A 13,888-nucleotide genomic window follows, 5' to 3' on the forward strand; every position below is an offset into this window, starting at 1 on the left:
GTCGGGAGACACCTTCTCAAGTTTCAGCTGGTCCGAAAAGGGCCGAGCAGGTCACCTCCTCCGTCCAGCGCAAGGAAGCGCCAGGTTGCCTCCATGCTTTTGACCAGCGGAGCGGCCGGGCTATATCAGTGCCCAGGGTCACCCGAACTCTATGCAGGTCGATTTATATCTCAGCCCACATGGCGCTATGTGGGTAAAAAGTTGAAAATTCCTTTCTCCGGTTTCCCCTCGCTTTCCCGGCCCGCGCGGGTTGATCAAACGCGCCGTCGATGCCACTATCGGACAGCGGCGGCCCGTCGGGGCCGCGTACACCCCAGACATCCAGGAGCTTCCATGCGCGCCCTCGCCATCCTCTGCCTGCTGGCCCTCGTGGCCTGCGCCCCCGCGAAAAAGCCTTCCTTTGACGCCGCCGACGCCAACAAGGACGGCAAGATCTCCCTCCAGGAGTTCAAGAACCTTTTCAAAAGCTCTGCCCAGGACAAGGCCGACGACCAGTTCAACCGCTACGACGCCAACCGCGACGGCCTCTTCGACGGACCGGAGTACGACCTCTGGAACCAGGTCGGCTCCGACGACAGCCTGCGCCAGTGGTAGCGGCCTCCTTCACGCGCTGAGCGCGGCGACCCCATGCGCGGCAACGCCGCACGATGCGCAGGCGGGGGATGCTTCCTGCGCCCGTGGCCGGTGTCGTGATTTGAAAAGCATGAAGTGTTTTTCAAGGATTCGCTCCGTGTCGCTGCCTGGCGGCCTTGAGATGCCGTTTGACCGGATTGGAAGGACGCACAGCGGCGCCGTCGAGCGGACCGCTCCGGACCGCCTCCCGGAGGCGTGACGGGGAGGGGGTTGCTCGACGATCCCGGGCCTGCCGGATGGAAGGGATGCGCCGCGCGGGCGGGATCGCCCGTGTGAGCACAGGATGGCCCCGGCAGGGGGGCGCGGGGCCAGGATGGGGAGAGAGGGGCCGGGTCGGACGGTCCCGGGCCGTGCGGGGGGACTCGTGCGGGCCGGTCTGCGACAGGGCGGCCCGCTGCAAGCCGGGGCGTCAGTCCCTGGCCAGCACCAGCACGTCCGCCCGGGCGGCCCCGGCCGAGGCCAGCGCGCGGCAGCAGGCCTCCAGGGTTGCGCCAGTGGTCATCACGTCGTCCACCAGGAGCACGCGCCGCCCCCGGACGGACTCGGGCCTGGCCTCGAAGGCTCCGGCCAGGTTCTCCAGGCGCTGCCGGGCCTTGAGCTTGCTCTGGGGACGGGTGGCGCGTGTCTTGCGCAGGGCCTCCGGGTCCAGCGGAGCGCCCAGGCCCGCGGCCACGCGCCGGGCCAGCTCCAGGCTCTGGTTGTAGCCGCGCCGCGCCAGACGCCAGCGGTGCACCGGCACGGCGGCCACCACCTCGGGGGCCGGGTCCAGCCCGCCCGGGCGCGCGGAGTGCAAAGCGTGGGCGTGCAGCAGAAGCTCCCCGGCCAGATGCAGCCCGGCCAGACGCCCTCCGAACTTGAGCCCCAGCACCAGATCGCGCAGCACGCCCCGGTAAGCCCCGTAAAAGCCCGCTGCGCTCCACGGACGCGGGCGCGTCCGGCACTTCCCGCACAGCCCCGGGGTCTGGGCGTCCATCTCCGTGAGCGCCGCGCAGCCGGTGCAGAAGCCCCCCAGACGCGGGCGCAACTCCCCGGCGCACTCCCCGCACAGCCAGGGGCCGCCGGTCACGGCCCCGCACACCTGGCAGCGCGTCCCGGCCAGGGCGCGCAGGGCCTCACGCAGCCGGAGGATCACGTCCCGGACGCCTCCCAGGCCCGGGCCGCGAAGGCGCGCACAAGCTCGCGCGCCGCGCCGTCCGCATCCAGGTCGCCCGGGCCGTCCAGCCCCTTGAGGCACAGCGGCTCGCCGAGGGTCTTGCCCAACGGCAGGAAGAAGTACTTGAGCGTGAGCAGCGCCCCCTCGAAGAGCCGCTCGCCCCGCGTGCGCCCGGCCACGAGGCAGGCCAGGGCGCGCCCGGGGGGCAGCGCGACCAGGGCCGGGTCGTGCGCCTCGCGCAGGGCGTAGAAGCGCTGGGCGCGGTCGATGAAGCCCTTGAAGCGCCCGGGCAGGTGGTAGAAATAGATGGGCGAGGCCACCAGCACCAATGGCGCGACCAGGATGCGCGCGAAGACCTCCTCGGTCCGGTCCTTGCGCTCCAGCACGCAGCGGTGTCCGGGCGAACGGGAGCAGGCCTGGCAGCCGACGCAGGGCTGCAGGTCCACGTCGCGCAGGGCGAGGGTTTCGGGCTCGGCCCCCGCGTCGGCCAGCCCATGGGCCAGGAGCCGCGCGGCCAGGTCGGTGTTGCCGCCCGGACGGGGGCTGCACGCCAGGATCAGGGGGCGGCCGGGCGCGGGGTCCATGGGGGCGTCAGCGGGCGAAGTCGCTGAAGTAGGGGTTGTGCAGCTTTTCCTGGGTCACGCTGGTCTCGGGGCCGTGCCCGGGATAGAGCACCGTCTCCCCGGGCAGGGTGAAGAGCTTCGCGCGTACCGACTGCAGAAGCGTGTCCAGGTTGCCGCCGGGGAAATCCGTGCGTCCGATGGAGCGGTAGAAGAGCACGTCGCCGGTGAAGGCGATCCCGGCCTTGGGGAAGTGGTAGGTCAGGCTGCCCAGGGAGTGCCCGGGGGTGGCCAGCACATGGCAAGGCTGGCCCAGGAGCTCCATCTCGCCTTCGGCCAGGTCCTGGAAGGAGTAGAGTGAGAGCCTCGGCAGGCCCATGAAGCCGCCCTGGCCCAGTTCGGAATCCAGCAGCGCCCGGTCCGCCGCCCCGGCGAAGACCGTGGCCCCGGTGGCCTCGGCCAGGGCCTTCACCCCGTAGGCGTGGTCGAAGTGCAGGTGTGTGAGCAGGATGTGCGTAAGCGTCGCCCCGCTGCGCGCCAGGTGGCTCAGCATGGGCGCGGGGTCGCCCCCCACGTCCACGGCAACGGCCGAGGCCCCCTCCACGGCAAGGTAGCTGTTGGTTTCCAGGGGGCCAAGGGAATAGGTCTCGACCTGCATGCGCTCCTCCAGGCGGTATGACGTTCCACCGGCGCATAGCCCATGCGGCCCCGCCGGGCAAGCGCGCCCCTTGCCGAGGCCCTGCCGCCGGGCTAGAGTCCGGCCATGACGCCAAGCCACCCAGCACCCCGCCGCGCCAGCCTCACCCGTCACGACCTCGTCGCCTCCGAGCACGCCCTGCGCGACGCCCTGCGCGACTTCGTGGCGTTCAAATCCTCCAGCCTCTACTTCCCGCCCCCCGGCGCGGGGCAGGACCCCGAACCCGCCTGGCTCAAGGGCGAGCAGAAGCTCCTCCTGCCGCTCTCCCAGGGAGGGACGCCCCTGGGCGTGTTCATGGCCAAGGGCGTGCGCGGGCTCCAGGCCAGGACCCTGCCGCTCCTGGCCCAGGCCGCCCGGCTCTGCCTGGAGAACCTGGCCCTGGCCAAGGCCCTGGACACCGACTCCGTCACGGGCCTGGGCAACCGCCGGTGCCTGCTGGACGCCCTGGAGCGCGAGATCGGGCTGGTGCAGGCCAGCATCCTGCCCGGCCAGGCCAGCTGGCAGGAGGCCCCGGCCGAGGCGCGGGGAGGCTTCGGCCTGGTGCTCTTCGACGTGGACTACTTCTCCTGGGTGAACCAGAACTACGGCCACCTCTACGGCGAAACGACCCTGGCCCGACTGGGCGCGCTCCTGGCCGCCAAGGCCCCCGAGGGCGCGGCGCTGGCCCGCCTGGAGGAAGACCTCTTCGCCGTGCTCCTGCCCGGGGCTTCGGCCGCCCGCTGCCTGGACCTGGCCGAGACCGTGCGCGCGGCCGCCGCCGAGGAGGTGTTCGACTACCCCGTCACCGGCGAGCGCATCCGCCTGACCCTGAGCGCGGGCTTCGCCCTCTACCCGCGCGACCTGCACGGCGGACAGCTGGCCGCCCCCGCCGGAGAGGCCGCCCGCGTGCTGGTGCAGAAGGCCCGCAAGACCCTCTCCGCCGCCAAGGACCTGGGCCGCGACCAGGTGATGAGCTTCGGCAAGCTCCTGCGCGAAGGCGGCCAGATCCTGGAGCGCCTCCCCCTGGGACGCCTGGCCGTGAGCCTGGGCCGCGCCGCCGACGCCAAGGAGGGCATGCGCTTCCTGGTGTGGTCGCCGCGCTTCGAGGGCGCGCGCCAGCTGGCCCGCGACGGCGGCCACCGCGTGCTGGGGCGCTATCCGGCCATGGTCAAGGGCGAGATCATCCTCATGGAGGCCCAGGAGGACGTGTCCTACGCCGAGGTGTTGCACCTCACCGACGCCTCCTGGACCCTGGAGCCCGGCGACCGCCTGCTCCTGGCCCAGGACCCCGAGGACTCCTTCCCCGGCCAGGACGACCCCTCCGAGCCCCCCCGCCGCGACATGGCCAGCGGCCTGCTGGGCCACCGCGACTTCATCCGCCGCTTCACCCAGGCCCGGGAAGGCGAACAGGCCTTCACCCTGGCCCTGGTGCGCCTGCCCGAACCCGGCCAGGACCGGGGCGCGTCCGGCGGTTCGCGCGCCGAGGCCAGCATCCAGGAGCTGGCGGCCCTGTGCCGCGACCACTTCGGGCAGGAACTGCTGGGCGGGCGCTTCTCCACGGGAAGCCTGATCCTCTATGTGCCCGGCCAGGCCCCGGCCGCGCTCCTGGAGCGCTTCCAGGCCCTGGCGGAGCTGGCCCGGGAGCGCCTGGGCCTGGCGCTTTCCGTGGGGCTGGCCGGACACCCCTTCCTGAGCTACGGCAAGGCCGACGTGCTGGAGAACTGCCGCAAGGCCCTGGACCACGCCCAGCTGATCCAGGACGGACCGAGGCTGGCGCTCTTCGATTCCATCTCCCTGACCATCAGCGCCGACCGCCTGTTCACCCTGGGCGACCTCTACGGCGCGGTGGAGGAGTACCGTCTGGCGCTCCTGGCCGACGAGGGCAACGTGCTGGCGCGCAACTCGCTGGGCATCTGCCTGGGCAGGCTCGGGCGCATGGCCCAGGCCAAGGCGGAGTTCGAGCGCGTGCTGGCCCTGGAGCCGCGCAACCAGATGGCCCTGTACAACCTGGGCCACGCCTGCCAGCGCCTGGGCGAGGAGAAGACGGCGCGCAAGGCCTTCCAGCGCTGCCTGAAGCTCAACCCGCAGGACGTGTACAGCCTCCTGCGCCTGGGCCGCATGGCTGAGGACGCGGGCAAGCCCGCCAACGCGCGCGGCTACTACCAGAAGGCCCTGGCCCTGCCGGGCGGCCCCCGGCTGGTGACGCGCCACCTGGCCCGCCTGGCCCAGGCCCAGGGCCGCGCGGACGAGGCCCGCGAGCACCTGCAGCAGGCCCTCCTGCTGGACCCCAAGGACGCCTTCTCCCTCAACCTCCTGGCGCGCATCTACCTGGACGCCGGGGAGGACCCGGCCATCGCGGAGGCCCTGGCCCGCCAGAGCGCGGCCCTGCGCCCGGACCAGGCCCAGTTCTGGAAGGACCTGGCGCGCGCCCTGGAGGCCCAGGGCAAGACCGAGGAGGCCCGGCAGGCTTTGGGACGGGCGGGCTGAGGCGCGAAAGCCCCGTTGACGACATGTACAGGATGTCGTACAGAATCCCCGCGAGGAGCACCCCATGGACGCCATCACCTACACCAGCGCCCGCGAGAATCTCGCGCAAACCATGGACCGGGTCTGCGACGACCACGACCCCGTGGTGATCACACGCCGCAAGGGGCGCAACGTGGTCCTGGTCAGCCAGGAAGATTGGAACGCCATCGAGGAAACGGCCTATCTGCTGCGCAGCCCCGCCAACGCGGCCCGGCTGCGCCGGAGCATCGACGACGCCGACCGGGGCGTCCGCGAAACCCATGCGCTTCTGGACGAATGATCCGCCTGATCGCCTGGACGCCCGGCGCGTGGGAAGACTACCTCTTCTGGCAACGAACCAACAAGGCGATGCTGCGCAAGGTCAACGAACTCATCCGGGCCGTCTGCCGTTCCCCCTTTGAAGGGATCGGCAAGCCCGAGCCCCTGCGCTTCGACCTGGGCGGTTCGTGGTCCAGGCGCATCGACGCGGAACACCGCCTCGTGTACCGCGTCGCGGAAGACACCCTCGTCGTCCTCGCCTGCAGATACCATTACTGAGGGAGCACCGTGAAGCCCATCGACCTCCTCGCCGCCGCCTCGTCCATCGACGCCCTCTGGTCGCCACGCGTGGCCGCGAAGATCAACGACACGTTCGTGAAGCTTGCGCGCATCCAGGGCGAGTTCGTCTGGCACGCCCACGAGGCCGAGGACGAGATGTTCCTGGTGCTCTCCGGCAGGCTCTGCATCAGGTTCCGCGACGGCGACGTGTGGCTTGAGCCCGGCCAGGCCCTGGCCATCCCGCGCGGCGTGGAGCACTGCCCCTACGCCCCCGAGGAGGTGCGCATCCTCCTGGTGGAGCCCGCAGCCACCGTGAACACCGGAGACGCCACGGGCGACGCCCGCACCCAGGACGCGCCCGTCTGGCTCTAGCGAGGGAGCGCCAGGCCGGGATCGGGGCGGAAGCGTCCGGCGTGCATCAGCCCCTGAAGAAGCGCAGCCGCAGGGCGTTGGTGACCACCGACACCGAACTGGCCGCCATGGCCGCACCGGCGATCATGGGCGAGAGCGTGGGGCCGCCGAAGGCGTGCAGCACGCCCGCAGCCACCGGGATGCCCAGCACGTTGTAGGCGAAGGCCCAGAACAGGTTCTGGCGGATGTTGCGCACCGTGGCCCGCGCCAGCGCCAGGGCCGTGACCACCCCGCGCAGGTCCGCCCGCAGGAGCACCACGTCCCCGGTCTCGATGGCCACCCCGATGCCCGAGCCCATGGCCAGCCCCACGTCCGCCGCCGCCAGGGCCGGGGCGTCGTTGATGCCGTCGCCCACCATGGCCACCGTGAGGCCCTGGGCCTTGAGCTCGTTCACCTTGGCCGCCTTGCCCTCCGGCCCCACGCCCGCGAACACCTCGTCCACGCCCGCCTCGCCCGCCACGGCGTGGGCCGTGCGCGGCGTGTCGCCCGTGAGCATCACCACCCGCACGCCCATGGCCTTGAGGCGGCGCACCACCTCCGTGGCCTCGGGGCGCATGGCGTCGGCCACCGCCAGCACCCCCAGCGCCCGGCCGGATTCGGCCGCGTAGAGGGGCGTCTTGCCCTCGGAGGAGAACACCTCTCCCAACTCCAGGAGACCGGGGGGAAGCTCCACCCCCTCCTCGGCCAGCCACCCGGCGCGCCCCACAAGGCACGGCTTCCCGGCCACCATGGCCGCCGCGCCCTTGCCAGGCACGGCTCGGCCGGACGCCGCCAGCGGCAAAGCGATCCCCCGCGCCAGGGCCGCGTGGACCACCGCTTCGCCCAGCGGATGGGCCGAGCTGGTCTCCACCGCCGCGGCCACGGCCAGCAGGCGGTCGCGCGCCACGCCGGGGGCGGGCTCCACGTCGGTGAGCGCGGGCTTGCCCAGGGTGAGGGTGCCCGTCTTGTCCAGAACCACGGCGTTCACGCCTGCGGCGGCCTCCAGGGCGCGCCCGCTCTTCACCAGCACCCCGAGCCTGGCCCCGCGCCCCGTGCCCACCATGATGGACGTGGGCGTGGCCAGCCCCGTGGCGCACGGGCAGGCGATGACCATCACCGAGACGAAGATGCGCAGCGCGAACCCTGCCCCCTCTCCCGCCACCAGCCAGGCCACGGCGGAAAAGGCCGCCAGGGCCATCACGGCCGGGACGAAGTGCAGGCTCACGCGGTCGGCCAGGCTGGCCAGCGGGGCCTTGGAGCCCTGGGCCTCGCGCACAAGACGCACGATGCGCGCGAGCACGGTGTCTCGCCCCACGCGCTCGGCGCGCAGGGTCAGCGCCCCAAGGGAGTTGAGCGTGCCGGAGGCCAGCTGGTCGCCCGGGTTCTTGGCCACGGGCTCGCTCTCGCCCGTGAGCATGGATTCGTCCACCTCGCCCGATCCCTCCACCACCACGCCGTCCACGGGCACGCGCTCGCCGGGCCGCACCAGCAGGAGGTCGCCCGGGCGCACGGCGCGCACGTCCACGCGCTCCTGGCCGCCGTCCGTCAGGCGCGTGGCCTGCTCGGGCGCAAGGCTCAGAAGCGCCTTCACGGCCTCGGTGGTGCGCGCCTTGGAGCGCGCCTCGAAATACTTGCCCAGGGAGACGAGCGCCAGGATCACCGCGGCGGACTCGTAATAGAGTTCGTGAGCCTTGTGCGCGCTGTCGTGTCCGAAGAGGATCGCCCCCGTGCTCCACAGCGAGGCCGCCAGGGCCGCGCCCGTGCCCAGGGCGATGAGCGAATCCATGGTGGGGCCGCCGCGCAGGAGCGCCGGAATCCCCGCCGTGTAGAAGCGCCGCCCCAGCCAGACCAGCGGGGCCGTGAGCGCCAGCTGCGCCAGGGCGTACGCGCCCGGCGAGGCGTCCGGGGAGAGGAAGGCGGGCAGCGGCAACCCCACCATGGGGCCCATGGCCACCACCAGCGCCAGCGCGCCCAGCGCAAGCTGCGGTCCCAGGGCGCGGCGCTGCTCCTCCAGGCGCAGGGCGGCCTCGCGCTGCTGCTCCTCGAAAAGCGATTCGTCCTCGTCCAGCACCTCCGAGGCCGTGAAGCCCAGGCCCTCGATGCGCCGGATCACCGCGTCCAGGCCCGGCCCGCCGGGCTCCAGCTCCAGCTCGACCGTGCCGGAGGCCAGGTTCACCCGCACGGCCCGCACGCCCTCCATGGACCCCACCACCTTCTCGATGCGCGAGGAGCACGAGGCGCAGTGCATGCCGCCGATCAGCAGCCGCGACGACTCGGCGGGCCTGGGCAGCACCAGCTCGAAGCCCAGGGCCTTCACGCGCTCCGCCACGCCCTCCGGGGTGACCACGGCCGGGTCGAAGCGCAGCCGCAGGGTCTCCCCGGCCAGGTTCACCGAGGCCTCCGCCACGCCGGGCATGCCCCCGACCACCTTCTCGATGCGCGCCGAACAGGCCGCGCAATGCATGCCCCGCACCGCCATCTGACGCTCTTCCATACGCCGCTCCCGGGCATTGGCTCCTGGGGGGAAGTCTGCTAGGGCTACCCCTCCCATGCACGCGCCCTTGAAAGTCCTCGTGGTGGCCGCCCACGGCTCCTCGCACCCGCTGGCCCGCGCCGCCCTGGACGGCTTCGCGGACCACGTCCGGGCGCTCGCGCCGGACAGGCCAATCCACCTTGCCTATACCGCTTTCCGGCGTTCCGGCAACCATCCTGCCTCGGCCGGGGCACAGGAGCGGGAGCTGCCCCGCGTGCTGGAGGGGCTCGAACGCCTGGGCGCGCCGGTGGAGCTGGCCGTGCTCTCCCTGCACGTGGTGGCGGGTGACGAGTTCGAGCGCACGCGTCTGGCCGTGGAGGCCTTCGCGCGGGGCCAGGGCGTTCCGGCGCGGCTCTCGGGGCCGCTGCTGGCCCGCCCGGAGGACGCCCCCGAAGTGGCCCGCGCCCTGGCCGGGGAATTGAAGGCCCTGCCGCCGGGCGAGGCCGCCGTGCTCATGGGCCACGGCGCTGCCGGGGAGGCCCAACAACTCTACCGCGAGCTGGCCCGGGAGCTCCAGGCCCTGGCCCCGTTGGCCCGCCTGGGCGTGCTGGAGGCCGCCGACCCCGCCGACCCCCTGCACATCCGGGCCATGGCGGCGGAACTGGCCGCGCGCGGCGTCGGCCGGGCCACGCTCATGCCCCTGCTCACCGTGGCCGGACGCCACGCCCACAAGGACCTGGCCGGGGAGCAGCAGGGCTCCTGGCGCTCCGTGCTGGCCGCCCACGGCATCGGTTGCCCGGCGGACCTGCGCGGCCTGGTGGAGCGCGAGGCCTTCCGCGCCCTCTGGGCCGGACGCCTGGCCCGGCTCCTGGCCTGAGCAGACCCGGGCCGGACGGACGTCTCCGTGCGCAGTGGGGCGGCCGCTCCGGACAGGTCGCGGCCGCACGCTCAGTCTGGCGAGCAGCCCAAGCGTCCGCTCACGTCCCGTTGAACAGCCGATTCCTGCCGCCGGCGCGGATTGTTCAGGCTGCTCAGCCCTTGCCGCCCCCGATCCAGCCCTTGCGCCGGAAGTAGAAGAGCATCCCCACCGCCACCACGCCCATCACCCCCAGCACCCCGAAGTAGCCGTAGCGCCACTTGAGCTCGGGCATGTACTCGAAGTTCATGCCGTAGAGCCCGGCCAGGAACGTGAGCGGGATGAAGAGCGTGGAGAACATGGCCAGCACCTTCATGATCTCGTTGGTGCGCAGGCCGATCTTGGAAAGATAGAGCTCCACCATGCTCGAGAGCAGGTCGCGAAAGGTCTCCACGGTGTCCATCACCTGGATGGTGTGGTCGTAGAGGTCGCGCAGGAAGAAGACGGTGGAGTCCTTCACCAGCTCCGTGCCGCCCTTTTCCAGGCGGGCCACCACCTCGCGCAGGGGGAAGATGAACTTGCGCAAATAGAGCGCCTGGCGGCGCAGGCCGTTCAACTGCTCCAGATGCCGGGGCAGGGCCGAGCGCAGGAGCTGCTCCTCGATCTCCTCGATGTCCTCGCCCATGCGCTCCAGCACCAGGAAGTACTGGTCCACCACGGCGTCCAGGAGGGCGTACATCAGGTAGTCCGCGCCGTAGTTGAGGATGCGCCCCTTCTTGGAGAGCAGGCGGCGGCGCACCTCGTCGAAGGCGTCGCCTCCCGGGCGCTCCTGGAACGTGAGCAGGTAGTGCCTGCCCAGGATGAAGCTCACCTGCTCGTCCTTCACGGCGCGCTCCTTCTCGTCCCAGGTGAGCATCTTGAGCACCACGAAGACCGTGCCGTCCCCCAGTTCCTCCATCTTGGGGCGCTGCCCCGTGTGCACGATGTCCTCCACCACCAGCGGGTGGAGCCGGAACACCTCGGCCGCGCGGTTCACCACCTCCATGTCGTGCAGGCCGTCCACGTTCACCCAGCGCACCTGCGGCCCCTCGTCGAAGCAGGCGCACTCCTGGAGGCGTTCCGGGCGGTCCACGCGAGCGCCCTCGGAATCGTAGGTGATCATCTCCACGGTCACGGGCGTGTGGCGCTCCTCGCCCACGTAGAGGGGCGAGCCGGGCGCGCGGCCCACGGTGCGGCTGCGACGGCGCAGGTATTCGAGCATGGCGTTTCTCCTGGCAACGTCCTCTAGGGGACAACCCGCCGGAACCACAAGCCCCCGCACGTTTTTCCCGCCGGATTTCCCTTCTATCGCCCCCGCGATAGTCGCCTTGCCCGCGCCGGTCTACACGCCCACCATCCAGCGGCGCACCGCGCGGCGCATTCCAGGAGGTGGACCATGGCCAACGCGACGGCCCAACCAGTCAACGCATGCAGGGGGGGGCTCGGAACCTACGTCTCCGAGAACTTGACCCTCTGCGGCCAGAGCCCCAAAGCCACGTGGATCGGCTACGCGGCGGCCTGGGCGCTCTTCTTCCTCATCCTCAAGGTGCTCCCGCTGCCAGAGGGGCTCAAGCCCGAGGGCATGAGCGTGCTGGCCGTGCTCGTGTGGGCGTGCGTCATGTGGGTCACGGAGGCCATGCCCGTGGGCATCGCGGGCATCTCCATCCCCACGCTGCTCATCCTCACCAAGGCCATCCCCTGGAACAACGGCAACCCGCCCATGGGCCAGGCCTTCTCCGGCTTCACCACCCACGAGGTCTGGCTGTGCCTCTTCGCCTTCTTCGCCGGGGCCATCATCCAGCTCCTGCGCATGGACAAGCGCATCGCCCTGGCCATCCTGGACAAGCTCAAGGCCTCCAGCGTGGGGCGCATCATCTGGGGCATGTTCTGGGTGAACGTCGTGCTGGCCTTCCTGATCCCGGCGGCCAACGCCCGCGCCGCCACCGTGATGCCCGTCGTCCAGGGCGTCACCGCCCTGCTGGGCGACTCCCACGCCGAACGCGAGGCCAAGAAGGCCATCGTCATCCAGGCCATGGTCTACGCCTCCATGATCTCGGGCCTGTTCATCCTCACCGGGCACATGCCCAACCTGATCATGACCGGCCTCTTCGAGAAGAGCGGCCTGCGCAATCTCGGCTACTTCAACTGGATGGTGCTCCACGCGCCCTATCTCATCCTGTTCGCCCTCATCCAGTGGTGGGTGCGCGTCCACTTCAAGACAGCGGGCGTCTCCATCCCCGGCGGCCACCAGGAAATCAGCCGCCAGCACCGGGAACTGGGGCCCATGTCCGGCCCGGAGAAGGCCATGCTGGCCGTCTTCGCCCTGGTGGGCGTGCTTTTCATGACCGGCAAGGGCTCGCCCGTGGTTCTCCACACCTACCAGTTGGGCATCGTGGGCCTGGTGGGCATCATGATCCTCTTCATCCCGGGGCTGTTCCCCTTCAAGTGGAAGGCCGTGCAGGACCGCACCATCTGGGGCACCTTCCTCCTGCTGGGCGGGGCCATCACCATGACCGACGCCATGGCCAAGTCCGGCCTGGCCGCCTGGATGGCCGACCACATCCACACCCTGGTGGCGGGCATGAACTGGTGGCAGACCCTCCTGGTCATGATGCTGGGCACCCAGGTGCTGCGCCTGGGCATGCTCTCCAACGTGGCCGCCGTGGCCATGCTCGCGCCCATCATGTTCGCCATGGCCCCCAAGGTGGGCCTGCACCCCGTCGCCTTCACCCTGCTCATCTGCAACGTGGACACCTTCGCCTTCCTCTTGCCCACGCAGATCACCGCCGCAGTCATCGCCTACGGCACCAACACCTTCTCCACCGCCGACTACGCCCGAGCGGGCTGGGTGTGCTCCCTGCTGGCGGTGGTCTTCGGCATCCTGGTCATGGCCCCCTGGTACGCCCTCTGGGGCCTGCCCGTCTGGAACCCCAACGCCCCCTGGCCCTTCTAAAGGAGGTCCCCCATGCCCCGCATGGCCCCAAACCCCGTGAACCTCGACGCCGTGGAGACCGTGCGCGTCGACTGCGACATCCTCATCATCGGCGGCGGCAACGCCGGTTGCTTCTCCGCCGTGGAGGCCGCCAAGATCGACCCCTCCCTCAGGGTGGTCATCATGGAAAAGGCCCAGATCATGCGTTCCGGCGCGTGCTCGGCGGGCATGGACGCCATCAACACCTACATCCCCGAGGGCAAGACCCCCGAGGACCTCGTGCGCTGGTGCCGCTCCCAGGTGGGCGGCGGCCCCCTGCGCGAGGACCTGGCCCTCTCCAACGCCCGCGAACTCAACGAGGCCGTGGACGACCTCGAACGCTGGGGTCTGCCCATCCTGCGCGACGAGCAAGGAAACATCCGCTATCGGGGCGCCTGGGACATTTCCATCCACGGCGAGCAGCTCAAGCCCATCATGGCCGAAAAGGCCATCGAGGCCGGGGCGCAGGTGTACAACCGCGTGGCCTGCACCCAGCTGATCATGCACCAGGGCCGCTGCGCGGGCGCGCTGGGCTTCGGCGTGCGCGACGGCAAGTTCTACGTCTTCAACGCCAAGGCCACCATCAACGCCACCGGCGGCGCGGCCGGGCTCTACAAGTCCTACACCGCCGACGCCACCGACTCCCACCACCAGATCTGGATGTGCCCCTACTGCGTGGGTACCGGCTACGCCGTGGGCATCCGCCAGGGCGCGGAGATGACCTCCATGGAGCAGCGCTGGGTGGCCACCCGCACCAAGGACTTCTGCGGCCCCGTGGACACCATCTCCGTGGGCTACAAGGCCCCCATCATCAACGCCAAGGGCGAGCGCATCATGCGCGAACGCTACGCGCACCTGGGCGCGGACAAGGCCCCCCGCTACATCCGCGCCAACGCCCCCATGGAGGAATGGCTCGCCGGACGCGGCCCCACCTACTGCGACACCCGCGACATGGACCCAGAACTCGCCAACCAGATGATGACCGACTACCTGAACGAACGCCCCAGCTTCGTCCTCTTCCTGGCCAGCAAGGGGCAGGACCCCACCAAGGAGCCCATCGAAATCTACGGCTCC

General features: G+C 71.1%; 13 protein-coding genes. 8 read left to right on the forward strand and 5 right to left on the reverse strand.

Translation table 11 applies throughout. The features are described 5' to 3' along the window. Positions 1-333: 333 nt before the first annotated feature. Positions 334-594, forward strand: coding sequence for a hypothetical protein (locus tag ACV4UX_RS13170; protein WP_491593738.1), 261 nt, complete (start codon positions 334-336; stop codon positions 592-594). Positions 595-1,042: 448 nt separating this feature from the next. Here the strand turns inward: ACV4UX_RS13170 and ACV4UX_RS13175 are convergent, their stop codons facing one another. Genes ACV4UX_RS13175 through ACV4UX_RS13185 form a run of 3 tightly spaced genes read right to left on the reverse strand, consistent with a single transcriptional unit; the run spans position 1,043 to position 3,004 of the window. Further along, complete coding sequence (locus tag ACV4UX_RS13175; RefSeq protein WP_491593739.1) at positions 1,043-1,765, reverse strand: ComF family protein; 723 nt, start codon at positions 1,763-1,765, stop codon at positions 1,043-1,045. Continuing rightward, entirely contained in the window at positions 1,762-2,370 is a 609-nt protein-coding gene (locus ACV4UX_RS13180) for a flavodoxin family protein (protein WP_491593740.1), read from the reverse strand. The genes ACV4UX_RS13175 and ACV4UX_RS13180 overlap by 4 nt, the downstream gene beginning before the upstream one ends. A gap of 7 nt (positions 2,371-2,377) precedes the next feature. Beyond that, the gene (locus tag ACV4UX_RS13185; RefSeq protein WP_491593741.1) at positions 2,378-3,004 is read right to left on the reverse strand and encodes an MBL fold metallo-hydrolase; all 627 of its coding nucleotides are present in this window, start codon (positions 3,002-3,004) and stop codon (positions 2,378-2,380) included. 105 nt (positions 3,005-3,109) lie between these two features. On the opposite strand from ACV4UX_RS13185, the gene ACV4UX_RS13190 reads away from it, so the two are divergent. The 4 genes from ACV4UX_RS13190 to ACV4UX_RS13205 all read left to right on the forward strand — a co-directional run bounded on the left by ACV4UX_RS13190 (position 3,110) and on the right by ACV4UX_RS13205 (position 6,457). Further along, positions 3,110-5,509, forward strand: a complete 2,400-nt coding sequence (locus tag ACV4UX_RS13190) for a tetratricopeptide repeat protein (RefSeq protein ID WP_491593742.1) — start codon at positions 3,110-3,112, stop codon at positions 5,507-5,509. 64 nt (positions 5,510-5,573) lie between these two features. Beyond that, positions 5,574-5,828: a type II toxin-antitoxin system Phd/YefM family antitoxin gene (locus tag ACV4UX_RS13195; protein ID WP_491593743.1), complete on the forward strand. Its 255-nt coding sequence runs from the start codon at positions 5,574-5,576 to the stop codon at positions 5,826-5,828. Beyond that, a complete protein-coding gene (locus ACV4UX_RS13200; RefSeq protein ID WP_491593744.1) occupies positions 5,825-6,085 on the forward strand; it encodes a Txe/YoeB family addiction module toxin in 261 nt (86 codons plus the stop codon). The genes ACV4UX_RS13195 and ACV4UX_RS13200 overlap by 4 nt, the downstream gene beginning before the upstream one ends. Positions 6,086-6,094: 9 nt before the next feature. Beyond that, entirely contained in the window at positions 6,095-6,457 is a 363-nt protein-coding gene (locus ACV4UX_RS13205) for a cupin domain-containing protein (RefSeq protein ID WP_491593745.1), read from the forward strand. Positions 6,458-6,503: 46 nt separating this feature from the next. Here ACV4UX_RS13205 and ACV4UX_RS13210 read toward each other — a convergent pair whose 3' ends face one another. Beyond that, positions 6,504-8,969, reverse strand: coding sequence for a heavy metal translocating P-type ATPase (locus tag ACV4UX_RS13210; protein WP_491593746.1), 2,466 nt, complete (start codon positions 8,967-8,969; stop codon positions 6,504-6,506). 67 nt (positions 8,970-9,036) lie between these two features. On the opposite strand from ACV4UX_RS13210, the gene ACV4UX_RS13215 reads away from it, so the two are divergent. After that, positions 9,037-9,825: a sirohydrochlorin cobaltochelatase gene (locus ACV4UX_RS13215; RefSeq protein WP_491593747.1), complete on the forward strand. Its 789-nt coding sequence runs from the start codon at positions 9,037-9,039 to the stop codon at positions 9,823-9,825. A 154-nt stretch (positions 9,826-9,979) separates the two neighbouring features. On the opposite strand, the gene corA is transcribed toward ACV4UX_RS13215, so the two are convergent. Then, on the reverse strand, positions 9,980-11,065 hold the full coding sequence (gene corA / locus ACV4UX_RS13220; RefSeq protein ID WP_491593748.1) for a magnesium/cobalt transporter CorA: 1,086 nt from the start codon (positions 11,063-11,065) through the stop codon (positions 9,980-9,982). A 174-nt stretch (positions 11,066-11,239) separates the two neighbouring features. Between corA and ACV4UX_RS13225 the strand changes: the two genes are divergently transcribed. Together ACV4UX_RS13225 and ACV4UX_RS13230 are read left to right on the forward strand one after the other, a co-directional pair. Beyond that, positions 11,240-12,796 (forward strand): SLC13 family permease, encoded by a 1,557-nt coding sequence (locus tag ACV4UX_RS13225; RefSeq protein ID WP_491593749.1) that lies wholly within the window; start codon positions 11,240-11,242, stop codon positions 12,794-12,796. A gap of 12 nt (positions 12,797-12,808) precedes the next feature. Further along, positions 12,809-13,888 (forward strand): FAD-dependent oxidoreductase (locus ACV4UX_RS13230; RefSeq protein WP_491593750.1); only part of this gene is annotated, 1,080 nt, incomplete at its 3' end.

The sequence above is a fragment of the Fundidesulfovibrio sp. genome, assembly GCF_058402725.1.

Excerpts from the sequence above, each read along its gene's own strand:
- ACV4UX_RS13170 (WP_491593738.1), top strand. The coding sequence starts at position 334 with ATGCGCGCCCTCGCCATCCTCTGCCTGCTGGCCCTCGTGGCCTGCGCC.
- ACV4UX_RS13180 (WP_491593740.1), bottom strand. The coding sequence starts at position 2,370 with ATGGACCCCGCGCCCGGCCGCCCCCTGATCCTGGCGTGCAGCCCCCGT.
- ACV4UX_RS13185 (WP_491593741.1), bottom strand. The coding sequence starts at position 3,004 with ATGCAGGTCGAGACCTATTCCCTTGGCCCCCTGGAAACCAACAGCTAC.
- ACV4UX_RS13190 (WP_491593742.1), top strand. The coding sequence starts at position 3,110 with ATGACGCCAAGCCACCCAGCACCCCGCCGCGCCAGCCTCACCCGTCAC.
- ACV4UX_RS13195 (WP_491593743.1), top strand. The coding sequence starts at position 5,574 with ATGGACGCCATCACCTACACCAGCGCCCGCGAGAATCTCGCGCAAACC.
- ACV4UX_RS13200 (WP_491593744.1), top strand. The coding sequence starts at position 5,825 with ATGATCCGCCTGATCGCCTGGACGCCCGGCGCGTGGGAAGACTACCTC.
- ACV4UX_RS13210 (WP_491593746.1), bottom strand. The coding sequence starts at position 8,969 with ATGGAAGAGCGTCAGATGGCGGTGCGGGGCATGCATTGCGCGGCCTGT.
- corA (WP_491593748.1), bottom strand. The coding sequence starts at position 11,065 with ATGCTCGAATACCTGCGCCGTCGCAGCCGCACCGTGGGCCGCGCGCCC.
- ACV4UX_RS13225 (WP_491593749.1), top strand. The coding sequence starts at position 11,240 with ATGGCCAACGCGACGGCCCAACCAGTCAACGCATGCAGGGGGGGGCTC.